The 26,624-nt window shown below is 65.9% G+C and carries 26 protein-coding genes; 25 read left to right on the plus strand and 1 reads right to left on the minus strand.

Going from position 1 to position 26,624, the window contains the following annotated elements; all coding sequences use genetic code 11:
- Positions 1-57 precede the first annotated feature (57 nt).
- From BLR99_RS11890 to BLR99_RS11940, 11 genes are all read left to right on the plus strand, one after another.
- Positions 58-4,800 carry a glutamate synthase-related protein gene (locus BLR99_RS11890; RefSeq protein WP_017438155.1) on the plus strand — a complete coding sequence of 1,581 codons (4,743 nt, stop codon included), beginning with the start codon at positions 58-60 and terminating at the stop codon, positions 4,798-4,800.
- A 58-nt stretch (positions 4,801-4,858) separates the two neighbouring features.
- Positions 4,859-6,337, plus strand: a complete 1,479-nt coding sequence (locus BLR99_RS11895) for a glutamate synthase subunit beta (RefSeq protein WP_011794165.1) — start codon at positions 4,859-4,861, stop codon at positions 6,335-6,337.
- 347 nt (positions 6,338-6,684) lie between these two features.
- A complete protein-coding gene (locus BLR99_RS11900; protein ID WP_011794166.1) occupies positions 6,685-7,488 on the plus strand; it encodes an amino acid ABC transporter substrate-binding protein in 804 nt (267 codons plus the stop codon).
- A gap of 191 nt (positions 7,489-7,679) precedes the next feature.
- Positions 7,680-8,333 carry an amino acid ABC transporter permease gene (locus tag BLR99_RS11905; protein WP_011794167.1) on the plus strand — a complete coding sequence of 218 codons (654 nt, stop codon included), beginning with the start codon at positions 7,680-7,682 and terminating at the stop codon, positions 8,331-8,333.
- Positions 8,314-9,108, plus strand: coding sequence for an amino acid ABC transporter ATP-binding protein (locus tag BLR99_RS11910; protein WP_011794168.1), 795 nt, complete (start codon positions 8,314-8,316; stop codon positions 9,106-9,108). Before BLR99_RS11905 ends, BLR99_RS11910 begins: the two co-directional genes overlap by 20 nt.
- Positions 9,109-9,317: 209 nt before the next feature.
- Positions 9,318-10,142, plus strand: a complete 825-nt coding sequence (locus BLR99_RS11915; RefSeq protein ID WP_041827242.1) for an ABC transporter ATP-binding protein — start codon at positions 9,318-9,320, stop codon at positions 10,140-10,142.
- On the plus strand, positions 10,139-10,921 hold the full coding sequence (gene mlaE, locus BLR99_RS11920; RefSeq protein WP_011794170.1) for a lipid asymmetry maintenance ABC transporter permease subunit MlaE: 783 nt from the start codon (positions 10,139-10,141) through the stop codon (positions 10,919-10,921). Before BLR99_RS11915 ends, mlaE begins: the two co-directional genes overlap by 4 nt.
- Before the next feature lie 38 nt (positions 10,922-10,959).
- A complete protein-coding gene (mlaD, locus tag BLR99_RS11925; RefSeq protein WP_011794171.1) occupies positions 10,960-11,451 on the plus strand; it encodes an outer membrane lipid asymmetry maintenance protein MlaD in 492 nt (163 codons plus the stop codon).
- Entirely contained in the window at positions 11,448-12,230 is a 783-nt protein-coding gene (locus BLR99_RS11930) for an MlaA family lipoprotein (RefSeq protein ID WP_011794172.1), read from the plus strand. The genes mlaD and BLR99_RS11930 overlap by 4 nt, the downstream gene beginning before the upstream one ends.
- A 142-nt stretch (positions 12,231-12,372) precedes the next feature.
- A complete protein-coding gene (locus BLR99_RS11935; protein ID WP_017439233.1) occupies positions 12,373-13,029 on the plus strand; it encodes an MlaC/ttg2D family ABC transporter substrate-binding protein in 657 nt (218 codons plus the stop codon).
- A 3-nt stretch (positions 13,030-13,032) separates the two neighbouring features.
- Complete coding sequence (locus BLR99_RS11940) at positions 13,033-13,341, plus strand: STAS domain-containing protein (protein WP_491893102.1); 309 nt, start codon at positions 13,033-13,035, stop codon at positions 13,339-13,341.
- A gap of 12 nt (positions 13,342-13,353) precedes the next feature.
- Here the strand turns inward: BLR99_RS11940 and BLR99_RS11945 are convergent, their stop codons facing one another.
- The gene (locus BLR99_RS11945) at positions 13,354-13,635 is read right to left on the minus strand and encodes a hypothetical protein (protein ID WP_041827243.1); all 282 of its coding nucleotides are present in this window, start codon (positions 13,633-13,635) and stop codon (positions 13,354-13,356) included.
- Between the two features lie 52 nt (positions 13,636-13,687).
- Between BLR99_RS11945 and BLR99_RS11950 the strand changes: the two genes are divergently transcribed.
- The 14 genes from BLR99_RS11950 (at position 13,688) to hisH (ending at position 26,545) form a co-directional block, all read left to right on the plus strand.
- A complete protein-coding gene (locus BLR99_RS11950; RefSeq protein ID WP_041827244.1) occupies positions 13,688-14,665 on the plus strand; it encodes an ABC transporter ATP-binding protein in 978 nt (325 codons plus the stop codon).
- Positions 14,662-15,417, plus strand: a complete 756-nt coding sequence (locus tag BLR99_RS11955; protein WP_011794176.1) for an ABC transporter permease — start codon at positions 14,662-14,664, stop codon at positions 15,415-15,417. The genes BLR99_RS11950 and BLR99_RS11955 overlap by 4 nt, the downstream gene beginning before the upstream one ends.
- Positions 15,418-15,495: 78 nt before the next feature.
- Positions 15,496-15,744, plus strand: a complete 249-nt coding sequence (locus BLR99_RS11960) for a BolA family protein (RefSeq protein ID WP_011794177.1) — start codon at positions 15,496-15,498, stop codon at positions 15,742-15,744.
- Positions 15,745-15,817: 73 nt separating this feature from the next.
- Positions 15,818-17,122, plus strand: a complete 1,305-nt coding sequence (gene murA, locus BLR99_RS11965; protein ID WP_011794178.1) for a UDP-N-acetylglucosamine 1-carboxyvinyltransferase — start codon at positions 15,818-15,820, stop codon at positions 17,120-17,122.
- Positions 17,119-17,787 carry an ATP phosphoribosyltransferase gene (gene hisG, locus BLR99_RS11970; RefSeq protein WP_011794179.1) on the plus strand — a complete coding sequence of 223 codons (669 nt, stop codon included), beginning with the start codon at positions 17,119-17,121 and terminating at the stop codon, positions 17,785-17,787. Before murA ends, hisG begins: the two co-directional genes overlap by 4 nt.
- A gap of 47 nt (positions 17,788-17,834) precedes the next feature.
- Complete coding sequence (gene hisD, locus BLR99_RS11975) at positions 17,835-19,154, plus strand: histidinol dehydrogenase (RefSeq protein WP_011794180.1); 1,320 nt, start codon at positions 17,835-17,837, stop codon at positions 19,152-19,154.
- Between the two features lie 127 nt (positions 19,155-19,281).
- Positions 19,282-20,130: an acyltransferase gene (locus BLR99_RS11980; RefSeq protein ID WP_074687192.1), complete on the plus strand. Its 849-nt coding sequence runs from the start codon at positions 19,282-19,284 to the stop codon at positions 20,128-20,130.
- A gap of 265 nt (positions 20,131-20,395) precedes the next feature.
- Complete coding sequence (locus BLR99_RS22595) at positions 20,396-21,790, plus strand: hypothetical protein (RefSeq protein ID WP_133246157.1); 1,395 nt, start codon at positions 20,396-20,398, stop codon at positions 21,788-21,790.
- Between the two features lie 620 nt (positions 21,791-22,410).
- On the plus strand, positions 22,411-23,379 hold the full coding sequence (locus BLR99_RS23120) for a hypothetical protein (RefSeq protein WP_160321120.1): 969 nt from the start codon (positions 22,411-22,413) through the stop codon (positions 23,377-23,379).
- Between the two features lie 70 nt (positions 23,380-23,449).
- Entirely contained in the window at positions 23,450-23,686 is a 237-nt protein-coding gene (locus BLR99_RS11990) for a hypothetical protein (RefSeq protein WP_041827807.1), read from the plus strand.
- Positions 23,683-24,132: a PIN domain-containing protein gene (locus BLR99_RS11995; RefSeq protein ID WP_011794185.1), complete on the plus strand. Its 450-nt coding sequence runs from the start codon at positions 23,683-23,685 to the stop codon at positions 24,130-24,132. Before BLR99_RS11990 ends, BLR99_RS11995 begins: the two co-directional genes overlap by 4 nt.
- Positions 24,129-25,241: a histidinol-phosphate transaminase gene (gene hisC, locus BLR99_RS12000; RefSeq protein ID WP_011794186.1), complete on the plus strand. Its 1,113-nt coding sequence runs from the start codon at positions 24,129-24,131 to the stop codon at positions 25,239-25,241. The genes BLR99_RS11995 and hisC overlap by 4 nt, the downstream gene beginning before the upstream one ends.
- Entirely contained in the window at positions 25,238-25,867 is a 630-nt protein-coding gene (gene hisB, locus BLR99_RS12005; protein WP_017438195.1) for an imidazoleglycerol-phosphate dehydratase HisB, read from the plus strand. The genes hisC and hisB overlap by 4 nt, the downstream gene beginning before the upstream one ends.
- A 9-nt stretch (positions 25,868-25,876) precedes the next feature.
- On the plus strand, positions 25,877-26,545 hold the full coding sequence (hisH, locus tag BLR99_RS12010) for an imidazole glycerol phosphate synthase subunit HisH (protein ID WP_017438194.1): 669 nt from the start codon (positions 25,877-25,879) through the stop codon (positions 26,543-26,545).
- Positions 26,546-26,624: the final 79 nt, after the last annotated feature.

The following is a 26,624-nucleotide window of genomic DNA, read 5'->3' on the forward strand; positions in this document are numbered from 1 at the left end:
CGCATAACGCCATGCAATACGCTCGGGCTCCCCGCGATTTTTCTTGAGGAGTGCGCCATGACGACGGCCGCCGAAATCCAGCACCTGCAACAGCATGGTTTGTATGCATCCGCCAACGAGCACGATGCGTGCGGCCTTGGCTTCGTGGCCCACATCAAGGGCGAGAAGCGCCACGACATCGTCACCCAGGCGCTGAAGATCCTCGAGAACATCGACCACCGCGGTGCCGTGGGCGCCGACAAGCTGATGGGCGACGGCGCAGGCATCCTGATCCAGATCCCGGACGCGCTCTACCGCGAGGAGATGGCCAAGCAGGGCGTCGCCCTGCCTCCCGCCGGCGAATACGGCGTGGGCATGATCTTCCTGCCCAAGGAGCACGCATCGCGCCTCGCCTGCGAGCAGGAGATGGAACGCGCCATCAAGGCCGAGGGCCAGGTGCTGCTGGGCTGGCGCGACGTGCCGGTGAACGTCGAGATGCCGATGTCGCCCACCGTGCGCACCAAGGAGCCCATCCTGCGCCAGGTGTTCATCGGCCGAGGCAACGACGTGATCGTGCAGGACGCGCTGGAGCGCAAGCTCTACGTGATCCGCAAGACGGCCAGCGCCGCCATCCAGAGCCTGAAGCTCAAGCACAGCAAGGAATACTACGTTCCCAGCATGTCCAGCCGCACCGTGGTCTACAAGGGCCTGCTGCTGGCCGACCAGGTGGGCACCTACTACCTCGACCTGCAGGACCCGCGCTGTGTCTCGGCCATCGGCCTCGTGCACCAGCGCTTCTCCACCAACACCTTCCCCGAGTGGCCGCTCGCCCACCCGTACCGCTACGTCGCCCACAACGGCGAGATCAATACCGTCAAGGGCAACTACAACTGGATGCGCGCGCGCGAAGGCGTGATGGCCTCGCCCGTGCTGGGTTCGGACCTGAAGAAGCTCTACCCGATCAGCTTCGCCGACCAGTCCGACACCGCCACGTTCGACAACTGCCTCGAACTGCTCACCATGGCCGGCTATCCGATCAGCCAGGCCGTGATGATGATGATCCCCGAGCCGTGGGAGCAGCACGCCACCATGGACGGCCGCCGCCGCGCCTTCTACGAGTACCACGCCGCGATGATGGAGCCCTGGGACGGCCCGGCCTCCATCGTGTTCACCGACGGCCGCCAGATCGGCGCCACGCTGGACCGCAACGGCCTGCGTCCCTCGCGCTACTGCGTGACCGACGACGACATCGTGATCCTGGCCTCCGAGTCCGGCGTGCTGCCCGTGCCCGAGAACAAGATCGTGCGCAAGTGGCGCCTGCAGCCCGGCAAGATGCTCCTGATCGACCTGGAGCAGGGCCGCATGATCGACGACGACGAGCTCAAGGCCAACATCGTCAACACCAAGCCCTACAAGCAGTGGATCGAGAACCTGCGCATCAAGCTCGACAGCGTCGGCAGCGACGTGCCGGTCGCGCCGCTGCCGGCCGAGCTGCCGCTGCTGGACCGCCAGCAGGCCTTCGGATACACGCAGGAGGACATCAAGTTCCTGATGGCCCCGATGGCGAAGAACGGCGAGGAAGGCATCGGCTCCATGGGCAACGACAGCCCGCTGGCCGTGCTCTCGGGCAAGAACAAGCCGCTCTACAACTACTTCAAGCAGCTCTTCGCGCAGGTGACCAACCCGCCGATCGACCCGATCCGCGAGGCGATCGTCATGTCGCTCGTGAGCTTCATCGGACCGAAGCCCAACCTGCTGGACATCAACCAGGTGAACCCGCCGATGCGCCTCGAAGTGAGCCAGCCGGTGCTCGACTTCGCGGGCATGGCCAAGCTGCGCGACATCGAGCAGCACACGCAGGGCAAGTTCAAGAGCGCGGTGATCGACATCACCTACCCGCTGGCCTGGGGCCGCGAAGGCGTGGAGGCCAAGCTGGCCTCGCTGTGCGCGCAGGCCGTGGACGCGATCAAGGGCGGTGCGAACATCCTCATCATCAGCGACCGTGCCGTGAGCGCGACGCAGGTGGCCATTCCCGCGCTGCTGGCGCTGTCGGCCATCCACCAGCACCTCGTGCGCGAGGGCCTGCGCACCACGGCGGGCCTGGTGGTGGAGACCGGCACGGCGCGTGAAGTGCACCACTTCGCCGTGCTCGCGGGCTACGGCGCCGAGGCCGTGCATCCCTACCTGGCCATGGAGACGCTGGCCGACATGCACAAGGACATGTCCGGCGACCTCTCGCCCGAGAAGGCCATCTACAACTACGTGAAGGCGATCGGCAAGGGCCTGTCGAAGATCATGTCCAAGATGGGCGTGTCCACGTACATGAGCTACTGCGGCGCGCAGTTGTTCGAGGCCATCGGCCTGAACACCGACACCATCGCCAAGTACTTCACCGGCACGGCCAGCCGCGTGGAAGGCATCGGCGTGTTCGAGATCGCCGAAGAGGCCATCCGCATGCACAAGGCCGCGTTCGGCGACGACCCGGTGCTGGAAACCATGCTGGACGCGGGCGGCGAGTACGCCTGGCGCGCCCGTGGCGAAGAGCACATGTGGAGCCCCGACGCGATCGCCAAGCTGCAGCACTCCACGCGTGCCAACAACTGGAACACGTACAAGGAATACGCGCAGATCATCAACGACCAGAGCCGCCGCCACATGACGCTGCGCGGCCTGTTCGAGTTCAAGTTCGACCCGGCCAAGGCCATCCCCGTGGAGCAGGTCGAACCGGCCAAGGAGATCGTCAAGCGCTTCGCCACCGGCGCGATGTCGCTGGGCTCCATCTCCACCGAGGCGCACGCCACGCTGGCCGTGGCGATGAACCGCATCGGCGGCAAGAGCAACACGGGCGAGGGCGGCGAGGACGCCGCGCGCTACCGCCAGGAACTGAAGGGCATCCCGATCAGGCAGGGCGACACGCTCAAGACCGTGATCGGCGCCGCCAACGTCGAGGTGGACCTGCCGCTGCAGGACGGCGATTCGCTGCGCTCGCGCATCAAGCAGGTGGCCTCCGGCCGCTTCGGCGTCACGGCCGAGTACCTGTCGTCGGCCGACCAGATCCAGATCAAGATGGCCCAGGGCGCCAAGCCCGGCGAAGGCGGCCAGCTGCCCGGCGGCAAGGTTTCCGACTACATCGGCAAGCTGCGCCACAGCGTGCCGGGCGTGGGCCTGATCTCGCCGCCGCCGCACCACGACATCTACTCGATCGAGGATCTCGCGCAGCTCATCCACGACCTGAAGAACGTGGCGCCGCACGCCGACATCTCGGTCAAGCTCGTCTCCGAAGTGGGCGTGGGCACGATCGCGGCCGGCGTGGCCAAGTGCAAGAGCGACCACGTGGTGATCGCCGGCCATGACGGCGGCACGGGCGCCTCGCCCTGGTCGTCCATCAAGCACGCGGGCTCGCCCTGGGAGATCGGCCTGGCCGAGACCCAGCAGACCCTGGTGCTCAACCGCCTGCGCGGCCGCATCCGCGTGCAGGCCGACGGCCAGATGAAGACGGGTCGCGACGTCGCCATCGGCGCGCTGCTGGGCGCCGACGAGTTCGGCTTCGCCACCGCGCCGCTGGTGGTCGAGGGCTGCATCATGATGCGCAAGTGCCACCTGAACACCTGCCCGGTGGGCGTGGCCACGCAGGACCCGGTGCTGCGCCAGAAGTTCTCGGGCAAGCCCGAGCACGTGGTGAACTACTTCTTCTTCGTCGCCGAGGAAGTCCGCCAGATCATGGCGCAGCTGGGTATCGCGAAGTTCGACGACCTCATCGGCCGCACCGACCTGCTCGACATGCGCGCCGGCATCGCGCACTGGAAGGCGCGCGGCCTCGACTTCAGCCGCCTGTTCGCCCAGCCGCAGGTGCCCGCCGACGTGCCGCGCTTCCACGTGGACACGCAGGACCACAACATCGGCAACACGCTGGACCGCAAGCTCATCGAGCGCAGCCGCCCCGCGATCGAAAAGGGCGAGCGGGTGCAATTCATCGAGGTGGCGCGCAACGTGAACCGTTCCGTGGGCGCGATGCTCTCGGGCGCGGTCACGCGCGAGCACCCGGAAGGCCTGCCCGACGACACCATCCGCATCCAGCTCGAAGGCACGGGCGGCCAGTCGTTCGGCGCGTTCCTGACGCGCGGCATCACGCTCTACCTGATCGGTGACGCCAACGACTACACCGGCAAGGGCCTCTCGGGCGGCCGCGTGATCGTGCGCCCGAGCATCGACTTCCGCGGCGACACCACGCGCAACACCATCGTGGGCAACACGGTGATGTACGGCGCCACCACCGGCGAGGCCTTCTTCGGCGGCGTGGCGGGTGAGCGTTTCGCGGTGCGCCTCTCGGGCGCCTCCGCGGTGGTGGAGGGCACGGGCGACCACGGCTGCGAATACATGACGGGCGGCACGGTGGTGGTGCTCGGCAGGACGGGCCGGAACTTCGCGGCCGGCATGAGCGGCGGCGTGGCGTACGTCTACGACGAGGACGGCCTTTTCCACACGCGCTGCAACCTGTCGATGGTCACGCTGGACCGCATCCTGCCCTCCGACGAGCAGATGGCGACCACCCACGCCGGCATCTGGCACCGCGGCCAGACCGACGAGGCGCAGCTCAAGAAGATGCTGGAGGACCACAACCGCTGGACCGGCAGCAAGCGTGCGCGCGAGCTGCTGGACAACTGGGCGGCCTCGCGGGCGAAGTTCGTGAAGGTGTTCCCCACGGAATACAAGCGCGCGCTGTCCGAGATCCACGAACGCAAGGCGCTGCAGGAGCCGCCCACCCCGCCGGTGGCCGCCCCCGAGCAGGAAAAGGCGCGCGCCGCGGTGCCGGCCAGGTAAGGCCGGATCGAACCGACGACGCACCGCTTCGCACCCCACAACGACAGGACACGCAATCATGGGAAAGACCACCGGCTTCATGGAATATGAGCGCATCGAGGAGGGCTACAAGCCCGTCGCCGAGCGCCTGAAGCACTACAAGGAATTCGTCATCGGCCTCGATGACGCGCAGGCCAAGCTGCAGGGCGCGCGCTGCATGGACTGTGGCACTCCGTTCTGCAACAACGGCTGCCCGGTCAACAACATCATTCCGGACTTCAACGACCTGGTCTACCAGCAGGACTGGAAGAGCGCCTGGGCCGTGCTGGACTCGACCAACAACTTCCCCGAGTTCACCGGCCGCATCTGTCCCGCGCCCTGCGAGGCCGCCTGCGTGCTGAACGTGAATGACGACCCGGTGGGCATCAAGTCCATCGAGCACGCCATCATCGACCGCGCCTGGGCCGAGGGCTGGGTGAAGCCGCGCCCGGCCAAGCACAGGACCGGCAAGAAAGTGGCCGTGGTGGGCTCCGGCCCCGCGGGCATGGCGGCCGCCCAGCAGCTCGCGCGCGCCGGCCACGACGTGACGCTCTTCGAGAAGAACGACCGCATCGGTGGCCTGCTGCGCTACGGCATTCCCGACTTCAAGATGGAGAAGTCGCACATCGACCGCCGCGCCGAGCAGATGAAGGCCGAAGGCGTGCAGATCCGCACCGGCGTGCTCGTCGGCACGGCCAAGGACGGTCTGGGCAAGGGCTCCAAGGTCACCAACTGGGCCAGGGAAACCGTGACGCCCGAGCAACTGCAGGCCGAGTTCGACGCCGTGCTGCTGGCCGGTGGCGCCGAGCAGAGCCGCGACCTGCCCGTGCCGGGCCGCGAGCTGGACGGCGTGCATTTCGCGATGGAGTTCCTGCCCCAGCAGAACAAGGTGAATGCGGGCGACAAGCTCAAGGGCCAGATCCGCGCGGACGGCAAGCACGTCATCGTGATCGGCGGCGGCGACACGGGCAGCGATTGCGTGGGCACGAGCAACCGCCACGGTGCCGCGAGCGTGACGCAGTTCGAGCTGATGCCCCAGCCGCCCGAGGTGGAAAACCGCCCGCTCACCTGGCCCTACTGGCCCTACAAGCTGCGCACCAGCTCGAGCCACGAAGAGGGCTGCGAGCGCGAGTTCGCCATCGCCACGAAGGAATTCATCGGCGAGAAGGGCAAGGTCACGGGCCTGAAGACCGTGCGCGTCGAATGGAAGGACGGCAAGATGGTCGAGGTGGCCGGCTCCGAGCAGACGCTCAAGGCCGACCTCGTGCTGCTGGCCATGGGCTTCGTGAGCCCCGTGTCGCCGGTGCTGGAGGCCTTCGGCGTCGAGAAGGACGCGCGCGGCAACGCCCGCGCCACGACGGAGTTCACCGGCGGCTACGCGACCAACGTGCCCAAGGTATTCGCTGCCGGCGACATGCGCCGCGGCCAGTCCCTGGTGGTGTGGGCCATCCGCGAAGGCCGGCAGGCCGCGCGGGCGGTGGACGAGTTCCTGATGGGTTACTCCGACCTGCCGCGCTGACGCGCAGCCCCCCGTGCCCGGCCCGCCAGCGGGCCGCCCGGCATGCCGACCGCGCCCCGGGCGCCGTTTTTCATGGTGGGGCATGCGGGTTTTGCTATCTTTTTGATAGCAATTCATGCCGGCATGCCAAGGCGTGCGCGCGGTTTGCCCGTGCATGCGGCGGAGAAGGTTGCGCGCCGTACCGCAGCCGGTGCGGACGATCGGGGACAATACGGGCTGGTTCCGTGCCGCCACGCATGCCCGCCTGCCGTTCGGCGCAGGCCCTGTGCGCTGTTGCCGGCCTGCCTTTCCCTTCACCCTTTTTCGCTCCATGCCGGCCTGCGGGCCGGCTTTTCGTTGCCATTGCCATGAAGAAGATCGCCGCCATCGCCCTGGTGTCCCTCGGTGCCCTGCTTGCCGCCTGCGGCAAGAACGACAGCGCCCAGCCGGCCGCCTCCACCCCCGCCACGCCTGCGGCCGCCGTCACGAAGATCGTGATCGGCCTGGACGACAATTTCCCGCCGATGGGCTTCCGCGACGACAAGAACCAGCTCGTGGGCTTCGACATCGACATGGCCCGCGAGGCCGCCAAGCGCATGGGCGTGGAGGTGGAGTTCAAGCCGATCGACTGGAGCGCCAAGGAGGCCGAACTGTCGGGCAGGCGCGTGGACGCGCTCTGGAACGGCCTCACGATCACCGAAGAGCGCAAGCAGAACATCGCCTTCACCGCGCCCTACATGGAGAACCACCAGATCATCGTGGTGGCGGCCAACTCCCCGGTCAAGACCAAGGCGGACCTCGCCGGCAAGATCGTCGGCGCGCAGGAGGGCAGCAGCGCCGTGGACGCGGTGAAGAAGGAAGAGGCCGTCTTCAAGTCGTTCAAGGAATTCAAGACCTTCGGCGACAACGTGACCGCGCTCATGGACCTCTCCACCGGCCGCCTGGAAGCCGTGGTGGTGGACGAGGTGGTGGGCCGCTACTACGTCGCCAAGAAGCCGCAGGACTATGCCGTGCTCGACGAGCATTTCGGTACCGAGGAATACGGCGTGGGCGTGCGCAAGGACGACACCGCGCTGCAGGGCCGCCTCGACAAGGCGCTCGCCGACATGAAGCAGGACGGCGCCGCGGCCACGATCGCCACGCAGTGGTTTGGCAAGAACATCATCAAATAACGGCGTTCATCCCCCTGAGGCGCTGCGCCTTCTCCCTTCTCCCGCATCGCTGCGCGATGCGGGAAGGGGGACGCAGCCGGCGCGGCGGGGCGGCCCTTGCGCGGCTGCCGCTGGCATTGGGGCGCGCCAGTGCCTGTGCCTTTGGTTTTGCCGGCTGCAGCTGTTCAGCCATGGATTCTTGTAGCTCTTAGATGGATTACGTTCTTTCACTTCTGGGGCCGCTGGCGCAGGGAGCGACGGTCACGCTGAAGCTCTTCGCGATCACGCTGGGGCTGGCGGTGCCGCTCGGGCTGGCGCTGGCGCTGGCGCGGGTGTCGCGCTGGGGGCTGCTGTCGGGGCTGGTCAACGGCTACATCTGGCTGATGCGCGGCACGCCGCTGATGCTGCAGATGCTGTTCATCTATTTCGCGCTGCCGTTCGTGCCGGTGATCGGCGTGCGCCTGCCGGATTTCCCCGCGGCGGTGGTGGCGTTCGCGCTGAACTACGCGGCGTATTTCGCGGAGATCTTCCGCGCCGGCATCCAGTCGATCGACCGCGGCCAGTACGAGGCCGCCAAGGTGCTGGGCATGACCTACGGGCAGACCATGCGGCGCATCGTGCTGCCGCAGATGGTGCGTCGCATCCTGCCGCCCATGAGCAACGAGACCATCACGCTGGTCAAGGACACTTCGCTCATCTACGTGCTGGCCCTGAACGACCTGCTGCGCGCCGCGCGCGGCATCGTGCAGCGCGATTTCACGACCACGCCCTTCCTCGTGGCCGCCGCCTTCTATCTCGTGATGACCCTGGTGCTGACCTGGGGCTTCCAGCGCCTGGAGCGACGCTATGCCCGCCATGACGCCTGATCTCTCTGCCGCCGCCGTGCCCATGATCGAGGCGCGGGGCCTGCACAAGGCCTTCGGCGGCCTGCCGGTGCTGCGGGACGTGTCGCTCACGCTCGGCCGCGGCGAGACCGTGGCCGTGATCGGCCCCTCGGGCTCGGGCAAGAGCACCTTCCTGCGCTGCCTGAACCACCTGGAAACCATCGACCGCGGCCACATCGCCATCGAAGGCGACACGCTCGCGACCACCGATGCCGGCGGCCACTGCCGCTACGTGCCCGAGGCCGAGGTGCGCCGCATCGGCCGCCGCATGGGCATGGTGTTCCAGTCGTTCAACCTGTTCCCGCACCTCACCGTGCTGGAGAACGTCATCGAGGCACCCATGGTGGTCAAGCGCGTGGCCCGGCAGGCCGCCGTGCCGCCCGCGCAGGCGCTGCTCGCCAAGGTGGGGCTGCTGGAGAAGCAGGACAGCTATCCCGGCCGGCTTTCGGGCGGGCAGAAGCAGCGCGTGGCCATCGCCCGCGCGCTGGCCATGGAGCCGGACATCCTGCTCTTCGACGAGCCCACCTCCGCGCTCGATCCGGAACTGACCGGCGAGGTGCTGCGCACCATGCGCGCGCTGGCCCAGGAGCGCATGACCATGCTGGTGGTCACGCACGAGATGGGCTTCGCGCGCGAGGTGGCCCACCGCGTGGTCTTCATGGACCAGGGTGAGATCATCGAGGCCGCGCCGTCGGCGGAGTTCTTTGCGAATCCGCGACATGCGCGAACCCAGGCATTCCTTCGCAGCATGCTGTGAGAAGGCCTGCCGTTGGCGGGAGAATATCGCTCCACTGGCACTCCAGGGCCTGCGGGTTCTTTCTGGTTTGCTATTGAAAAGATAGCCATCTTCCGCCACGCATTCCAGCAAACATGCATGCATGTATGTTTGCGTTACCATCGCTCGCATCGCCAACGGCCGCACCCGCGACAATTACGTTCCCAACCGACATTTCCAACGCCCTCTGCATGTCCGAAACCCCCCTGGTCGAACTGCGCAACGTCACGTTCTCGTACGGTGAGCGCCCGATCCTGCGCGATGTCTCGCTGCGCATCCCGCGCGGCAAGGTGACTGCGCTCATGGGCGCCTCCGGCGGGGGCAAGACCACGGTGCTGCGCCTCATCGGCGGGCAGCACCTCGCGCAGCAGGGCGAAGTGCTGGTGAACGGCCAGGACGTCGCGCGCATGGACACGCAGCAGCTCTACGCCGCGCGCCGTCGCATGGGCATGCTGTTCCAGTTCGGGGCGCTCTTCACCGACATGAGCGTGTTCGAGAACGTGGCCTTTCCGCTGCGCGAGCACACCGACCTGTCCGAGGCGCTGGTGCGCGACATCGTGCTCATGAAACTGCAGGCCGTGGGCCTGCGGGGCGCACGCGACCTGATGCCCAGCCAGATCTCGGGCGGCATGGCGCGGCGCGTGGCGCTGGCGCGGGCCATCGCGCTCGATCCGGAGCTGATCCTCTACGACGAGCCCTTCGCCGGGCTCGATCCCATCTCGCTCGGCACGGCCGCGCAGCTGATCCGGCAACTCAACGACGCCATGGGCCTGACCACGCTGGTCGTGTCCCACGACGTGGAGGAAACCTTCCGCGTGGCGGACCACGTCGTCATCCTCGGGCCGGGCGTGGTCGCCGCGCAGGGCTCGCCCGACGAGGTGCGTGCCAGCACCGATCCGCTGGTGCACCAGTTCGTGCATGCGCTGCCCACCGGGCCGGTGCCGTTCCATTACCCCGGCCCTTCGGTGGCCGACGATTTCGGGCCGCTGGCCGGCCCGGGCGGAGGCGCGCGATGAGCTGGTGGAAACCTTCCGATGTCGGCTTCGCCACGCGCAGCCTGCTGGCGGACATGGGCCGCGCGGCGCGGCTGTTCGTGCGTCTGGCCGGCCTGATCGGCCCGACCCTGCAGCGCTTCGGGCTGGTGCGCGACCAGTTGCACTTCCTGGGCAACTATTCGCTGTCCATCATTTCCGTGTCGGGCCTGTTCGTGGGCTTCGTGCTGGGCCTGCAGGGCTACTACACGCTGCAGCGCTACGGCTCCGCGCAGGCGCTGGGCCTGCTCGTGGCGCTGTCGCTGGTGCGCGAGCTCGGCCCCGTCGTCTCCGCGCTGCTGTTCGCGGGCCGCGCTGGCACTTCGCTCACGGCGGAGATCGGCCTGATGCGCGCGGGCGAGCAGCTCTCGGCCATGGAGATGATGGCCGTGGACCCGGTGCGCCGCATCCTGGCCCCGCGCTTCTGGGCCGGGGTGATCGCGATGCCGCTGCTGGCCGCGGTGTTCAGCGCGGTGGGCGTGATCGGCGGCTGGATCGTCGGCGTGGTCATGCTCGGCGTGGACGGCGGTGCCTTCTGGGGCCAGATGCAGAGCGGGGTGGACGTGTGGGCGGACGTGGGCAACGGCGTGCTCAAGAGCTTCGTCTTCGGCGTCACGGTCACTTTCATCGCCCTGCTGCAGGGCTACATCGCCAAGCCCACGCCCGAGGGCGTGTCCCGCGCCACCACCCGCACCGTGGTGATGGCCTCGCTCACGGTGCTGGGGCTGGATTTCCTGCTCACGGCCTGGATGTTCAGCATCTGACGCGGCAGCGCCCAAGAACCCTTCAGAGAGAAAACACCATGCAGCATTCCAAGAACGACGTCTGGGTCGGCCTCTTCGTCCTCCTCGGCGGTGCGGCCCTGCTCTTCCTCGCCCTGCAGTCGGCCAACCTGCTGCGCGTGCAGTGGCAGTCCGGCTACCACGTCACCGCGCTCTTCGACAACATCGGCGGGCTCAAGCCCCAGTCCGCGGTGCGCAGCGCCGGCGTGGTGGTCGGGCGGGTGAATTCCATCACCTTCGACGACAAGACCTTCCAGGCCCAGGTGACGCTGGAGATGGACAAGCGCTACGCCTTCCCCAAGGACAGCTCGCTCAAGATCCTCACCAGCGGCCTGCTGGGCGACCAGTACATCGGCATCCAGGCGGGTGCCGACGAAAAGAACCTCGCCGAGGGCGACCGCATCACGTCAACGCAGTCCGCGGTGGTGCTGGAAAACCTCATCGGCCAGTTCCTCTACGGCAAGGCCGAAGAGGGCGGCGGCGGGGCCTCCGCGGGCGGCTCCAAGAAATGACGACAACAATGATGACCACCAATTGCCAAGCTCTCCGGGCCCCGTCCCTGCGCGGCAGCGCCTGCGCGCTGGCCGTGGCCAGCCTGCTGGCCGGCTGCGCCACCGGGCCCGACGCCAACCCGCGCGATCCGTTCGAGCCCTACAACCGCGGCGTGACCCGGTTCAACGACACGGTGGACGACGTGCTGCTGCGGCCCGTCGCCACCGCCTATACCGAGGTCACCCCGCGCCTGGTGCGCACTGGCGTGAGCAACTTCTTCGCCAACCTCGGGGACCTGTGGTCCTTCGTGAACAATGCGCTGCAACTGCGCGGCGAGGGCGCGCTCAACAGCATCGCGCGCTTCAGCGCGAACACCGTGTTCGGCATCGGCGGCGTGTTCGACGTCGCCACCGAGATGGGCATCGACCGCTCGAAGCAGGATTTCGGCCTCACGCTCGGCCGCTGGGGCGTACCCACGGGGCCGTACCTCGTGCTGCCGTTCCTGGGCCCGTCCACCGTGCGCGACACGGTGGCCCTGCCGGTGGATGCCAAGGGCAACCTGATCACCTATGTCGATCCCGTGTCCGATCGCAACGCCCTCTATGCCCTGCGGGCGGTGGACACGCGAGCCAACCTGCTGCGCGCGAGTTCCGTGCTGAACAGCGCCGCGCTCGACAAATACAGTTTCACGCGCGACGCCTACCTGCAGGTGCGCAGCCAGGCGGTGCAGAAGGACCGGCGCAACGAGGAGCGCTACGACCAGGATGCCGGCAAGCTGCCCGAAGAGCCGAAGCCCTGAGGGCGGCGGCGGAGGCCGGGGCGGCGTTGCAGTTGCTTGCATCCGTGCACCGGGCAGACGCATGGGGGCGTCGCCCCGCGTCCACAATGGAACATGACATGGCGCGCCCCGCCGGGGACGCGCCTTCAGAAAGGAAACCGATATGACGATGAGCCGACGTACCCTGGGCCATGCCGCCCTCCGCACTGCCGCCGTTCTGTGGCTGGGCATGCCGGTGGCGGCCCTGGCCGCCGACGAAACGCCCGACGAACTGATCAAGCGCCTGTCCACCGACGTGCTGAACACCGTGCGCAGCGACAAGAGCATCAAGTCGGGCGACATCAACAAGATCACCGCGCTGGTGGACAAGGTCATCCTGCCGCACGTGAACTTCCGCCGCATGACAGCCGCCGCGGTGGGCCCGGCCTGGCGCCAGGCCACGCCGCAGCAGCAGACGCGCCTGCAGGACGAATTCAAGTCGCTGCTCGTGCGCACCTACTCGGGCGCCCTCAACCAGGTCAACGACCTGTCGATCCAGGTCAAGCCGCTGCGCGCCGGCGCCGACGACAAGGACGTGCTCGTGCGTTCCGAGATCCTGGGCCGCGGCGACCCTATCCAGCTCGACTACCGCCTGGAGAAGACCCCGGGCGACGGCGCGGGCTGGAAGATCTACAACCTGAACGTGATGGGCGTGTGGCTGGTCGAGACCTACCGCACGCAGTTCGCGCAGGAGATCAACGCCAAGGGCATCGATGGCCTCATCGAATCCCTGGCGGCGCGCAACAAGGCCAACGCCGCCGGCTCCGGCAAGGCGGGCTGACGCATCCATCGGGCGGCCGCCATGCTGGTCCTACCCACCGAGCTGACGCACCGACAGGCCGAGGCCTGCCTTCGCATGCTGCTGCAGGGGCTCAAGGCGCACCGCGACGAGATCCTCGTCGTGGACGCCGCGCCGCTCGCCTCCTTCGACTCGTCGGCCCTGGCGGTCCTGCTCGAGTGCCGCCGCGCCGCGCTGCTGGAGAACCGGCGCTTCGAGGTGAAAGACCTGCCCGCGGGCCTGGCCAAGCTGGCCGGGCTGTACGGGGTGGGGGAGTTGCTTGCCGGTCCGGCGGTGGCCGCGGCGGCGGATTGAGCCGATCCCGCCTCAGCGCGAAGCGTCCGAACGCTCCCGCCACTGGCCCCGGAAGCTCTGCAGCCAGCCCGACAGGCTGAAGATGTCCTCCGTCACGCTCGCCACGTCGTTCTTGGCCGGGTCGCCCATGCGCGACCGCAGGCGGTTGGCGACAGTGCCTGCGCCATCGCCGTCCCCCAGGAGCGCCGCCTGCGCATAGGCGGCGTCCGCCTCCGCGTCACGCCCGAGCGCAGCCAGGCTCGTGGCCAGGTGGGCCTGGAGCCGGGGCCATGGGCGAGGCCGCCGAAGTGGCATGGACGAGGTCGGCAAGCATATCCGCGCCAGACCCGTAAAATGGCCGGCTCCCATGCCCGCAGTCTCCTTCCAGTCCGTCTCCAAGACCTACGACACGCCTAAAGGGCCCTTCCAGGCGCTCGACGGCGTGAGCCTCGACATCGAGGAGGGCGAGTTCTTCGGCCTGCTCGGGCCCAATGGCGCGGGCAAGACCACGCTCATCAGCATCCTGGCGGGCCTCTCCCGGGCCTCCGGCGGGCGCGTGCTGGTGCAGGGCAGCGACGTGCTGTCCGACTATGCCGATGCGCGCCGCAAGCTCGGCATCGTGCCGCAGGAGCTCGTCTTCGATCCGTTCTTCAACGTGCGCGAGGCGCTGCGCATCCAGTCGGGCTATTTCGGCGTGAAGAACAACGGCGCCTGGATCGACGAGTTGCTCGAGAGCCTGGGCCTGGCCGACAAGGCGTCCGCCAACATGCGCCAGCTCTCGGGCGGCATGAAGCGCCGCGTGCTCGTCGCCCAGGCGCTGGTGCACAAGCCACCCATCATCGTGCTGGACGAACCCACGGCCGGGGTCGACGTGGAACTGCGCCAGACCCTCTGGCACTTCGTCGCGCGGCTCAACAAGGCGGGCCACACGGTGCTGCTCACCACCCACTACCTGGAAGAGGCCGAAGCGCTCTGCAACCGGATCGCCATGCTCAAGCGCGGCCGGATGGTGGCGCTCTCGACCACGTCCGAACTGCTGCAGGCCGCCTCCACGAACGTGCTGCGCTTCAAGACCGACGACGCGTTGCCCCCGGCGCTCGCCGCCGCCGCGCGCGTCACCGGCCGCGTGGTGCAACTGCCCGCGCAGGACGCTGCGGACATCGAGCGCATCCTCTCGGGCCTGCGTGCCGCGGGCATCGGCGTGCACGACGTCGAGATCCGCAAGGCGGACCTGGAGGACGTGTTCCTCGGCCTCATGGCCGAAGGGCGCTACCCCGATCCCGCGCGCGAGCCCGCTCCGGCGGACGAGCCCGCGGAAACGCCCGAAGGCGGGGTGCGGCTATGACCGGCTGGCAGACCCTGTTCTACAAGGAAGTGCTGCGTTTCTGGAAGGTGAGCTTCCAGACCATCGCCGCCCCCGTGCTCACGGCCGTGCTCTACCTGCTGATCTTCGGCCACGTGCTGGAAGACCATGTGAAGGTCTATGACCGCCTGAGCTATACCGCCTTCCTGGTGCCGGGCCTCGTGATGATGAGCGTGCTGCAGAACGCGTTCGCGAACAGTTCGTCGAGCCTCATCCAGAGCAAGATCATGGGCAACCTGGTGTTCGTGCTGCTCACGCCGCTGTCGCACTGGTCCTGGTTCTTCGCCTACGTGGGCTCTTCGGTGGTGCGCGGCCTGGCCGTGGGGCTGGGCGTGTTCATCGCCACGCTCGGCTTCGCGCGGCCGGAATTCGCCGCGCCGCTGTGGATCGCCGCGTTCGCGCTCCTGGGGGCCGCGCTGCTGGCCACGCTGGGCCTGATCGCCGGGCTCTGGGCCGACAAGTTCGACCAGATGGCGGCGTTCCAGAACTTCATCATCGTGCCGATGACCTTCCTCTCGGGCGTGTTCTATTCCATCCAGTCGCTGCCGCCTTTCTGGCAGACGGTGAGCCACCTGAATCCGTTCTTCTACATGATCGACGGGTTCCGCTACGGCTTCTTCGGGCAGAGCGATGCTTCGCCCTGGCTGAGCCTGGCCATCGTGGGCAGCGCCTGGCTGGCGGTGAGCGCGCTGGCCGTGCATCTGCTGCGCACCGGATACAAGATCAGGAACTGATGACCATCCTCCCGGGCGTGTGCACGCGAAGCGCCGCACGTGCGGCCGGGTGCCCGTCCTCCCACATGAACCACTGACATGACCGCCGACCAACTCAAAGACCTGATCCGGGCGGGGCTGCCCTGCGAGCACCTCACGCTGGAGGGCGACGGCCGCCATTGGTATGCGACCATCGTCTCCGCGGAGTTCGAGGGCAAGCGTGCGATCCAGCGCCACCAGCGGGTGTACGCGACGCTGGGCAGCCGCATGCACACCGACGAGGTGCATGCGCTCTCCATGAAGACCTTCACGCCCGCCGAATGGGCCGCGCAGCCGCGTGGCGAATGAACGCAGGGCCCCGTCCGCTGCACCATCCGCGCAACGGCCCCTTCCCGTCCTCCAGACCCCAGAACAACAAGCCATGGACCAACTCCAGATTCGCGGCGGCCGTGCCCTGAGCGGCGACGTGCCGATCTCCGGCGCAAAGAACGCCGCATTGCCCGAGCTGTGCGCCGCGCTGCTCACGGCCGAACCCGTCACCCTCCTGAACGTGCCGCGGCTGCAGGACGTGGCGACCATGCTGCAGCTCATCCGCAACATGGGCGTGGCGGCCGAGCATTCCCAGGGCGACGACCGCGCCAGCAGCGGCACGGTGCGCATCGATGCCGGCGCGCTGTCCACGCCCGAGGCGCCCTACGAGCTGGTCAAGACCATGCGCGCGTCGGTGCTGGCGCTGGGCCCGCTGCTGGCGCGTTTCGGCGAGGCCACGGTGTCGCTGCCCGGTGGCTGCGCCATCGGCTCGCGCCCCGTGGACCAGCACATCAAGGGCCTGTCGGCCATGGGCGCGGAGATCGTGGTGGAGCACGGCTACATGATCGCGCGTCTGCCCGAGGGCCGTTCGCGCCTGCAGGGCGCCCGCATCACCACCGACATGGTCACGGTGACCGGCACCGAGAACCTGCTCATGGCGGCCACGCTGGCGGATGGCGAGACCGTGCTGGAGAATGCGGCCCAGGAACCCGAGGTGGTGGACCTGGCCGAGATGCTCATCGCCATGGGCGCGCAGATCGAGGGCCACGGCACGAGCCGCATCCGGGTGCAGGGCGTGGAGCGCCTGCACGGCTGCACGCACCGCGTGGTGGCCGACCGCATCGAGGCCGGCACCTTCCTGTGCGCGGTGGCCGCGACGGGCGGCGAGGCGCTGCTGCGCCATGGCCGCGCCGACCACCTGGACGCCGTCATCGACAAGCTGCGCGACGCGGGCGTCACCGTGGAGGCCGTCGATGGCGGCATCCGCGTGCGCAGCCCGGGCGCGGGCCAGTTGCAGGCGCAGAGCTTCCGCACCACCGAGTACCCGGGGTTTCCCACGGACATGCAGGCGCAGTTCATGGCGCTCAACGTGGTGGCGCAGGGTACTTCGCGCGTGACCGAGACCATTTTCGAGAACCGCTTCATGCACGTGGACGAATTGCTGCGCCTGGGCGCGCGCATCCAGGCCGACGGCAAGGTGGCGGTGATCGAGGGGCTCGGCGACACGGGCGCGCTGCTGTCGGGCGCCACCGTGATGGCCACCGACCTGCGCGCTTCCGCGAGCCTGGTGATCGCCGGCCTCGTGGCCACGGGCCAGACCACGGTGGACCGCATCTACCACCTCGACCGCGGCTACGACTGCATGGAAGGCAAGCTGCGCGCCCTGGGCGCCGATATCGAAAGGGTGAAGGCATGACGACCCCGGGCGACGTGATCACCCTGGCCCTGTCCAAGGGCCGCATCTTCGACGAAACCCTCCCGCTGCTGGCAGCCGCCGGCATCGAGGTGCTGGAAGACCCCGAGAAATCCCGCAAGCTGATCCTGCCGACCAACCGGCCCGAGGTGCGCGTGGTGCTGGTGCGCGCCACCGACGTGCCCACCTACGTGCAGTACGGCGGCGCGGACCTGGGCGTGACGGGCAAGGACACGCTCATCGAGCACGGGGGCCAGGGCCTCTACCAGCCGCTGGACCTGCAGATCGCCAAGTGCCGCGTGAGCGTGGCGGTGCGGCAGGATTTCGACTACGCCAGCGCCGTGAAGCAGGGGGCCCGCCTCAACGTGGCCACCAAGTACACCACCATCGCCCGCGAGTTCTTCGCGGCCAAGGGCGTACACGTGGACATGATCAAGCTCTACGGCAGCATGGAGCTTGCCCCGCTCACCGGGCTGGCCGATGCGATCGTGGATCTGGTCTCGACGGGCAGCACGCTGCGCGCCAACCACCTGGTGGAAGTGGAGCGCATCATGGACATCAGCTCGCATCTCGTGGTGAACCAGGCCGCGCTCAAGCTCAAGCGCGAGCCGTTGCGCCGCATCATCGATGCGTTCGCCCAGGCTACCGCTGCAGGCGCCCCGAAGTGAAAGTCGGGCGCGTGTGATACGAGAGATCGCTGCCATCCATTGATACTATGAAATTAATAGCTGCTCCTGCCCGTCTCTCCACGGTATCCGCTACCTTCGAGGCCGATTTCGCGGCCCGCCTGCACTGGTCCGCGGACACCGACGCCGCCATCGAGCAGCGCGTGGCCGACATTCTGACCGACGTGCAGGCGCGAGGCGATGCGGCCGTGCTGGAGTACACGCAGCGCTTCGACGGGCTGCAGGCGGACTCCGTGGCGGCGCTGGAGCTTTCCCAGTCCGAACTGAAGGCCGCCTTCGAGATGCTGCCGGCCGCGCAGCGCGAGGCGCTGGAAGCGGCGGCCCGCCGCGTGCGCAAATACCACGAAGCGCAGAAGAAGGCGAGCGGCGAGAGCTGGAGCTACCGCGACGAAGACGGCACGCTGCTCGGCCAGAAGGTGACGCCGCTGGACCGCGTGGGCATCTACGTGCCCGGCGGCAAGGCGGCATACCCTTCCAGTGTGCTGATGAATGCCATTCCGGCCCACGTGGCCGGCGTGCCGGACATCGTCATGGTGGTGCCCACGCCGCGCGGCGAGAAGAACCCGCTGGTGCTCGCGGCTGCCTACGTGGCGGGCGTGAGCCGCGCCTTCGCCATCGGCGGTGCGCAGGCCGTGGCCGCGCTGGCCTATGGCACCGCTACCGTGCCCAAGGTGGACAAGATCACCGGCCCCGGCAATGCCTACGTGGCCAGCGCCAAGAAGCGCGTGTTCGGCACGGTGGGCATCGACATGATCGCCGGCCCCAGCGAGATCCTGGTGCTGGCCGACGGCACCACGCCGCCCGACTGGGTGGCGATGGACCTGTTCAGCCAGGCCGAGCACGACGAACTGGCGCAGTCCATCCTGCTGTGCCCGGACGCCGCCTACATCGATGCCGTGCAGGCGTCCATCGACCGCCTGCTGCCCGAAATGCCGCGTGCGGAGATCATCGCCAAGAGCCTCACGGGCCGTGGCGCGCTGATCCTCACGAAGGACATGGAAGAGGCCTGTGCCATCAGCAACCGCATCGCGCCCGAGCACCTGGAGGTGTCGAGCCGCGACCCGCACCGCTGGGAGCCGCTGCTGCGCCATGCAGGCGCCATCTTCCTCGGGGCCTATACCTCCGAAAGCCTGGGCGACTACTGCGCGGGCCCCAACCACGTGCTGCCCACCAGCGGCACCGCGCGGTTCTCGTCGCCGCTGGGCGTGTACGACTTCCAGAAGCGCAGCAGCCTGATCGAGGTGAGCGAGCAGGGCGCGCAGGCCCTGGGCCGCATTGCCAGCGTGCTGGCGCACGGCGAGGGGCTGCAGGCCCATGCGCGGGCTGCGGAGATGCGGTTGAAGGCCTAGGGCGACGTCCAACAAACACCTCAATCCTGATCTGAGCGGAGAAACTGCTGTTGAAAGATCAAGGTTGAAGAAGAGTTGGATGTTGCGCCATAGGGTTTTTAAAATCGATAGCTCGGATAATGAGCAAATGAACAAAGATCGGATTGAGAGGGCCTACGATCCTAAATTGGACTCCATACGCATCATTGCATGCCTTGCTGTGGTACTGCTGCATGTTTCAGCAAGGCCAATTTACATGCAGAAGGAGTTGAGCCAGTGGGGGTGGATGCTCGGAAACGCAGTCAGTTCATTGACGCACTGGTGCGTTCCGGTTTTTGTCATGCTGAGTGGTGCATTGGTCTTGGGAGACAAGAGAACCACCTATCCCTACATGTTGGTCCACAGGGTGCCGAGAATGCTGGTCGTTCTCGCAATATCTTCCATTATTTATGCCCTGTGGATGTTTTTCTTCCAGCATGCTTTTGAATGGAAGGCCTTCACCCGCGATCTGCTGATGGGGATGCCTTATTGCCATCTTCATTTTTTCTATCTGATCATAGGATTGTATATTATTGTGCCCTCTATTTCACAGGCTGTAATCGCCATGGACGAGAAGCACGTCCGCAATGCGGCAGTGGTAGCCTGCTTGATTTCCGCAGTTACTTTTTTCTGGAGCGTTTGGACTAGGGCATACTCGCCAAATGGCGGCAGCTTCTCTTGGGGGTATTGGTTATTTTATTCTTTGATATTATATCCATCGATAAAAGCCCAATCTGCCCTATGTAATTATCTTCCTGGTTGGTTACGTGGTTACGTGGTTACGTGGTTACGTGGTTACGTGGTTACGTGGTTACGTGGTTACGGTAGTCGGGGCGGGATTGCTGTCGTACAAGACTGCCGACGGAAGCGTCTGGAAGTTGTATTTGTACACTTACTTCAGTCCCACCGTGGTGGCCATGTCGATAGGTACATGGGGCTTGGGCGTCAAGGTTGCTAAATATGTGCGAGTTTCCTGGTTGAAAACGCTCGCTCCCCTCGCGTTACTGGTGTATATCCTTCATCCGATTTTTATGGAAATAATCAGAGCTAAATATAAAATCATTTCCCCTGCGTTGATGCGACCCGAAATCGAGGTGCCATTGACGTTCATTCTGACGACGTTGGGCGCTTTTTTCTGGCTTACGTTTTGAGAAAAATCCGAATCGCGAGGATATTTTTTTGAATCCGATCTACGGGTCCGGAATTTTTTTCTGAGATCCTAATTGCTGGTGGTTGCTATAAAATTAAATTCCATGCGCCTCAAATATAAACCATATGCTTTAGACTGCGCGATCGTTTTGCTGCTTTCTATCGCCATAATTTATCTCTTCTATCCCGGATTCATGAGCTATGACTCCTGGAAGCAGTTGTATGATGCGAAGAATCGACATATTGGAGATGCCCATCCTCCCATCATGTCGATGATCTGGCGAGGCCTTGATGCCGTTTATCCCGGTCCGGCCCTCATGCTCATCCTGCAGGTGGCGCTTTTTTCCGTTTCGCTTGCTTTTGTCGCTATCCGTTTGGCGCCGCACCCTGTCGGCCGCCTGCCTTTCCTGCTTTTGTTGATATTTCCTCCCTCGCTGGGGATCATTGGAATCATCTGGAAAGACGTTTGGATGCATGGCTTTCTGTTGGGTTGTCTTGCTGTGGCACTTTATTGTCACCACGCTCAGGGGCGCGCCCGCATTGCTTTATTGGTGGCGTTTTCGGCAATGGCGTTCATGGCGGCGACTTTTCGTCATAATGCAGTGGCCGCCATTCCACCGTTCGCTATGCTGGCCTTTTATGGAGTTGCCAGTCGACCTACGGTGAGTCGCTTGCGTAATTTCACAGTCACTGCCTTGATTTCGCTTGTTTTCACCGCTGTGGTTTTGTTTGTCAATGGACTGGTTACGCGCGTTCTGGCTGATTACCATGAGAATTTTTCACAAGTCTTGATGACTTTCGACGTGGCTGGGACATCCTCCCTGAGCGGAAGGCGACTATTCAGTTCCGGGTACGCAGACATGGTCGATGACACGGTGACTGTGGCGGACATCCAGGCCCGTTATACGCCGCGCTTTCATTCCTGCCTTTATAACCCTTGCACTGCGGGTCCAGGGATATTCAGAACGTCAATGAAGCAAAGCGAACTGGACCATTTGCGCAAGGATTGGTTACTTGCAATTGTCACAGAGCCTCGTGCATGGATGGAGCATAAATATCATGTGGCGCGGGAAATAATTCGGCTAGGAACGCTGGAAATTTGGGCCCCGACTCTTGAAGATCCCTTGTTTCCCAATGACTGGGGGATTACCTTCAACGATACGCCCGTCCGCGCTGCATTCCGGAAAATGATCTTTGCCGCTTCGGGCACCTGGATCTACAACACCTATATGTACTTGGCCGGGGCTGTCGTTGTTGGATTCATGGCTGCTGCCGGTCTTCTCTGGACGCAATGGCCGAGGGCGCAGCTGGCGGCTGCACTGGCCCTTGCCGCAAGCGGAACGCTTTACGAAACATCTCTTTTCTTCGGGGCTACCAGTGCAGATTTTCGATACTCTGTCTGGCTGATTATTTGTACTTGGCTGGCTATCTGTTCATTTGTCTCAGCCTTGATTGTCGGCCGGCGGTGATGTCGCGCGTTTGCTGGAGACGACTGCTGCCGGACTGAACGGAAAATGAGGCTGGTGGTCAATTTCCTCCTCCAAGACGCTCGCGCCCGGGCTGCGGCTTGGCTGGCTGGAAGGCGGGCGCTGGACGGACGCGTTGCGCCAGATGAAGGACCTGCAGGTGGGCGGGCAGTCGCCGGTGCTGGAGCTGGCGCTGGCCGACCTGGCGCTGCAGACCGGGCATGCTGCGGCGATGCGCCAACTGCGCACGGCCGTGGCAGCGCGCATGGATGCCGTGCGGCATGCCATCGCGCAGTCGTTCCCGCCGGGCACGCGGGTGAGCGATCCGTCAGGAGGGCTCCTGCTGTGGGTGGAATTGCCGCGCGGGGCTGGACACCCTGCGGTTGCACCAGGCCTGCAGGGAGCGTATCCTGGTGCCGCCGGGCACCGTGTTCGGCACGGGGGCGCTTCCACAACTGCCTGCGCATGGGTGTCGGTGGCGACTGGACGGAGCACTCTATGTGGCCGCGCTGTGGAGGGTGGGTGCCATCGCCTGCAGCATGCCCCCGAGGGGGCGTTCAATACAGCCGACTCATCATGACGCTCGACGCGCCGACCGATTCACAAGAGTTCGTCTTCTTATCATGGTTCTCCCCAAATTCTTATCTGCATTGCTGATATCGACGATGACGATAACTGCGGCCGCTGATGCTGCCGAAAAGAGAGGCCATCCTGAGGTCTTCACGTGGGCAAAGACTCCCGTCATCGAGACGCGGCCCTACTCTGAGGAATCCCTCCACGTCGAATATCCTACGGTGTTCATGGTGGGGGAAAGAAAATTCATGCTCTACTCCGCATACGGGGACGACGGCCGATGGCGGATAAAGCTCGCCATTGCCGAAGAGGGGAATAATTTTGTCGGGCAGGGAAATATTTTCGATGAATCATCGTTGCCTTTTCATGGGGCCTACGCTTTTCCCTTCGTGATGGTTTCAGGCTCGGGAGAGGGTGCGGTATATCATCTGTATTTTTCTGCAGCCGATGGGAAGGAGAGGTCGAAATATTCGGCCATTTACCATTCTTCCAGCCGCGACGGCGCCCAATGGGCCAAACCCGGAAAATTGCTGTCTGACGGCGCGCTCGATCCTGTCGTGATGGAGGATCGTGGCGGCAAGAAATTCATCATATACACCACCTCATTCAAGAGCAAGAACTTCATCAAGATGGCGGATTTGCCGGCGCCGAACGTCGCCGGGAAGAAGCGTGTGTTGTATTCCTCTCCCACAGGCTTTTATACGCTGGGGAAGCTGACGGTGAGTGGCAAACCCATGGTCGTCGTCGAAACCGGCGAAGACTGGATGGCCATGTGCTTCGCGCCAAATGGTCAGCTCGTAAAATCTTCCATAAGACCCCTTTTGCGCTTGAGAAATGGCGAAAGTTCCCAATGGGACGGCCTGAAATATGGAATGTATTTCACGGATGCCTCCGGAAACCCGGAGATTTTCTATAACGGCATCAGAGGCCGGGGAGTGGAAAGTGGCGGTCAGATAGGAGCAGGTACCTACGATGTGACGGCTATTGCCAAGACGCTGGATACCGCAGCCTGCCAGTAAGAATGCTTGGGGTGGTCCCACGAAGTTCGTGTTTCACGAACTTCGTGGGATTTCCGCTACCATGGTGCCCATGAAGAACGTCACCGTCACCATGGACGACACCGTCGCCGAATGGGCCCGCGTCGAGGCGGCCCGGCGCGGCACGAGCGTGTCCCGCATGCTGGGGGAATGGCTGGCCGAAAAGATGCGGCAGGAGGACGCCTATGCGCAGGCCCAGCGCGAAGCGCTGGCCTTCGAAAGCTGGGGCGCCTCGTCCCGGCCGTACCTCACGAGGCCCGAACTGCAGGAGCGCGAGGCCGCGCCATGAACGCCCCGCTGTTCGTGGATACCGGCGTGCTGCTCAGCAGCGTGGATGACCGCGATCCCGTCCGCCAGTCCCGTGCCCGCGAATGGCTCGCGCTGTGCTGGAACACGCGCCGTGGCCGCATCAGCTCGCAGGTGCTCAACGAGCTCTACCACAATGCCGTCGCCTGCTTCCCCGGCCCGCAGACGCTGCACCTGGTGCGCGCGCAGGTGCGTCGCCTGCGCGTCTGGCAGCCGCCGCACCTCGACGCCTATGTGGTCGATGGCGCCTGGGACCTGCAGGACCGCTACGGCCTGAGCTACTGGAACGCGCTCATCGTCGCTTCCGCGCACCAGCAGGGCTGCCGCCACGTGCTGGGCGACGTGCTGCCGCACGGGCAGCGGTACGACGCGGTGCGCGCCGTGAATCCCTTTCTACTGGCTCCCGACGAACTGGAATCGCTCGAATGACCGACACCCTTGCCGCCGCGCTCGGCCGCATCCGCCCCGACGTCCGTGCCATGCATGCCTACGCGGTACAGCCCGCCACCGGCGTGCTCAAGATGGACGCGATGGAAAACCCCTTTCCCCTGCCGCCGGAACTCCAGGAGGCCCTCGGCCGGCGCCTGGGCGCCCTGGCGCTGAACCGCTACCCCGGCGCGCGGCTGACGGACCTGAAAAGTGCCCTCGCCGCGCACATCGGCATGCCCGAAGGCTTCTCGATGGTGCTGGGCAACGGCTCGGACGAGATCATCACGCTGCTGGCTCTGGCCTGCGCACGGCCGGGCACGGGCGAGCGCGCGGCCATGCTCGCGCCCATGCCCGGCTTCGTGATGTACCCGATGAGCGCGCAACTGCAGGGCCTGGACTTCGTGGCCGTGCCGCTCACGGCCGATTTCGAGCTCGACGAGCCCGCCATGCTGGCCGCCATCGCGCAGCACCGCCCGGCGATCACCTACCTGGCCTACCCCAACAACCCCACGGCCACGCTGTGGGACGAGGGGGCGGTGCAGCGCGTCATCGACGCGGCGGGCGCGCAGGGCGGCATCGTGGTGATGGACGAGGCCTACCAGCCCTTCGCGAGCCGCACCTGGCTGGACCGCATGCGCGCCGAGCCCGTCCGCAACGCCCATGTGCTGCTCATGCGCACCCTCAGCAAGTTCGGCCTGGCGGGCGTGCGCCTGGGCTACCTCGCGGGCCCTGCGGCGCTCGTGGACGAGATCGAAAAGGTGCGCCCTCCCTACAACGTGAGCGTGCTCAACTGCGAGGCGGCGTTGTTCGCGCTGGAGCATGCCCGGGTGTTCGCCGCGCAGGCGGCCGAGCTGCGCGCCGTGCGCACCCGGCTGGTCGCGGCACTGCGCGCCATGCCGGGCATCGAGCGCGTGTGGGACAGCGAGGCCAACATGGTGCTCGTGCGCGTGCCCGACGCCGCGCGGGCCTTCGAGGGCATGAAGGCCCGCAAGGTTCTCGTCAAGAACGTTTCTACAATGCATCCCTTGCTGGCCCGCTGCCTGCGCCTCACGGTGGGCAGCGAGGCCGACAACGCCCAGATGCTCGACGCGCTCCAGGCTTCCCTATGACTTCCTCCGCACTCGTTCCCTCCACCGCCTCCGAGGGCGACCGCATCGCCGAGGTCGCCCGCAACACCGCCGAGACCCGCATCCGCGTGCGCGTGAACCTCGACGGCACGGGCAATGCCCGCCTGTCCTCGGGCATCGGCTTCTTCGACCACATGCTCGACCAGATCGCGCGGCACGGCCTGATCGACCTGGACATCGAGTGCGAGGGCGACCTGCACATCGACGGACACCACACGGTGGAAGACGTGGGCATCACGCTGGGCCAGGCGTTCGCGCGGGCCGTGGGCGACAAGAAGGGCATCCGCCGCTACGGCCATGCCTATGTGCCGCTCGACGAGGCGCTCTCGCGCGTGGTGGTCGATTTCTCGGGCCGGCCGGGCCTGCACATGGACGTGAAGTTCACGGCCGGCAGCATCGGCCAGCTCGATACCCAGCTGGTGTACGAGTTCTTCCAGGGCTTCGTGAACCATGCGGGCGTGACGCTGCACATCGACAACCTGAAGGGCTTCAATGCCCACCACCAGTGCGAAACCATCTTCAAGGCCTTCGCGCGAGCGCTGCGCGCAGCGCTCGAGCGCGACCCGCGCTCGGCCGGCGTCATTCCCTCCACCAAGGGCTCGCTCTAGGCTGCCACCATGAATGTTGAAGCAAAGACTGTCGCCGTCGTGGACTACGGCATGGGGAACCTGCGCTCGGTGTCCCAGGCCGTGCAGGCCGCCGCCGAGGGCAGTGGCTGGACCGTGGTCGTGACCTCGCGCCCCGAGGACGTGCGTGCCGCGCAGCGCGTGGTGCTGCCGGGGCAGGGCGCGATGCCCGACTGCATGCGCGAGCTGCGCGAATCCGGCCTGCAGGAATCCGTGCTGGAGGCTGCGGCCTCCAAGCCGCTTTTCGGCGTCTGCGTGGGCATGCAGATGCTGCTGGACCACAGCGCCGAGGGCGACACCCCGGGCCTGGGGCTGATTCCCGGCGACGTGGTGCGCTTCGAGTTGGCCGGCCGCCTGCAGCCGGACGGCAGTCGCTACAAGGTGCCCCAGATGGGCTGGAACCGGGTGCGGCAGATGCCGCACGGAGGGGCCGTGCATCCCGTGTGGGCCGGCATTCCTGACGAAAACTATTTTTATTTCGTGCATAGTTTCCATGCGTTGCCGCGCGACGCCGCGCACACTGCAGGGGAAACCGATTACGGCGGGCGCTTTGCATCCGCCGTGGCTCGCGATAATATTTTTGCCACGCAATTCCATCCTGAGAAAAGTTCCGGGCACGGCCTCGCGCTCTACCGCAACTTCCTCCACTGGAATCCCTGAGCAATCTCCCTCGCTTCCTATCCTCTTTCTTCCACCCGGCCGGCACTGGCACGCCCTGCCACGGCATTTCCCCACCTCG

The organism is Paracidovorax citrulli, assembly GCF_900100305.1.
Taxonomy (GTDB): Bacteria; Pseudomonadota; Gammaproteobacteria; order Burkholderiales; family Burkholderiaceae_C; genus Paracidovorax; species Paracidovorax citrulli.

Excerpts from the sequence above, each read along its gene's own strand:
- BLR99_RS11990 (WP_041827807.1), top strand. The coding sequence starts at position 23,450 with ATGAAGAACGTCACCGTCACCATGGACGACACCGTCGCCGAATGGGCC.
- hisH (WP_017438194.1), top strand. The coding sequence starts at position 25,877 with ATGAATGTTGAAGCAAAGACTGTCGCCGTCGTGGACTACGGCATGGGG.
- hisG (WP_011794179.1), top strand. The coding sequence starts at position 17,119 with ATGACGACCCCGGGCGACGTGATCACCCTGGCCCTGTCCAAGGGCCGC.
- hisD (WP_011794180.1), top strand. The coding sequence starts at position 17,835 with ATGAAATTAATAGCTGCTCCTGCCCGTCTCTCCACGGTATCCGCTACC.
- BLR99_RS11900 (WP_011794166.1), top strand. The coding sequence starts at position 6,685 with ATGAAGAAGATCGCCGCCATCGCCCTGGTGTCCCTCGGTGCCCTGCTT.
- BLR99_RS11890 (WP_017438155.1), top strand. The coding sequence starts at position 58 with ATGACGACGGCCGCCGAAATCCAGCACCTGCAACAGCATGGTTTGTAT.
- BLR99_RS11910 (WP_011794168.1), top strand. The coding sequence starts at position 8,314 with ATGCCCGCCATGACGCCTGATCTCTCTGCCGCCGCCGTGCCCATGATC.
- BLR99_RS11945 (WP_041827243.1), bottom strand. The coding sequence starts at position 13,635 with ATGCCACTTCGGCGGCCTCGCCCATGGCCCCGGCTCCAGGCCCACCTG.
- BLR99_RS23120 (WP_160321120.1), top strand. The coding sequence starts at position 22,411 with ATGGTTCTCCCCAAATTCTTATCTGCATTGCTGATATCGACGATGACG.
- murA (WP_011794178.1), top strand. The coding sequence starts at position 15,818 with ATGGACCAACTCCAGATTCGCGGCGGCCGTGCCCTGAGCGGCGACGTG.
- hisB (WP_017438195.1), top strand. The coding sequence starts at position 25,238 with ATGACTTCCTCCGCACTCGTTCCCTCCACCGCCTCCGAGGGCGACCGC.
- BLR99_RS11955 (WP_011794176.1), top strand. The coding sequence starts at position 14,662 with ATGACCGGCTGGCAGACCCTGTTCTACAAGGAAGTGCTGCGTTTCTGG.
- BLR99_RS11935 (WP_017439233.1), top strand. The coding sequence starts at position 12,373 with ATGACGATGAGCCGACGTACCCTGGGCCATGCCGCCCTCCGCACTGCC.
- hisC (WP_011794186.1), top strand. The coding sequence starts at position 24,129 with ATGACCGACACCCTTGCCGCCGCGCTCGGCCGCATCCGCCCCGACGTC.
- BLR99_RS11995 (WP_011794185.1), top strand. The coding sequence starts at position 23,683 with ATGAACGCCCCGCTGTTCGTGGATACCGGCGTGCTGCTCAGCAGCGTG.
- BLR99_RS11950 (WP_041827244.1), top strand. The coding sequence starts at position 13,688 with ATGCCCGCAGTCTCCTTCCAGTCCGTCTCCAAGACCTACGACACGCCT.
- mlaD (WP_011794171.1), top strand. The coding sequence starts at position 10,960 with ATGCAGCATTCCAAGAACGACGTCTGGGTCGGCCTCTTCGTCCTCCTC.
- BLR99_RS11960 (WP_011794177.1), top strand. The coding sequence starts at position 15,496 with ATGACCGCCGACCAACTCAAAGACCTGATCCGGGCGGGGCTGCCCTGC.
- BLR99_RS11980 (WP_074687192.1), top strand. The coding sequence starts at position 19,282 with ATGAACAAAGATCGGATTGAGAGGGCCTACGATCCTAAATTGGACTCC.
- BLR99_RS11895 (WP_011794165.1), top strand. The coding sequence starts at position 4,859 with ATGGGAAAGACCACCGGCTTCATGGAATATGAGCGCATCGAGGAGGGC.
- mlaE (WP_011794170.1), top strand. The coding sequence starts at position 10,139 with ATGAGCTGGTGGAAACCTTCCGATGTCGGCTTCGCCACGCGCAGCCTG.
- BLR99_RS11915 (WP_041827242.1), top strand. The coding sequence starts at position 9,318 with ATGTCCGAAACCCCCCTGGTCGAACTGCGCAACGTCACGTTCTCGTAC.
- BLR99_RS11905 (WP_011794167.1), top strand. The coding sequence starts at position 7,680 with ATGGATTACGTTCTTTCACTTCTGGGGCCGCTGGCGCAGGGAGCGACG.
- BLR99_RS11930 (WP_011794172.1), top strand. The coding sequence starts at position 11,448 with ATGACGACAACAATGATGACCACCAATTGCCAAGCTCTCCGGGCCCCG.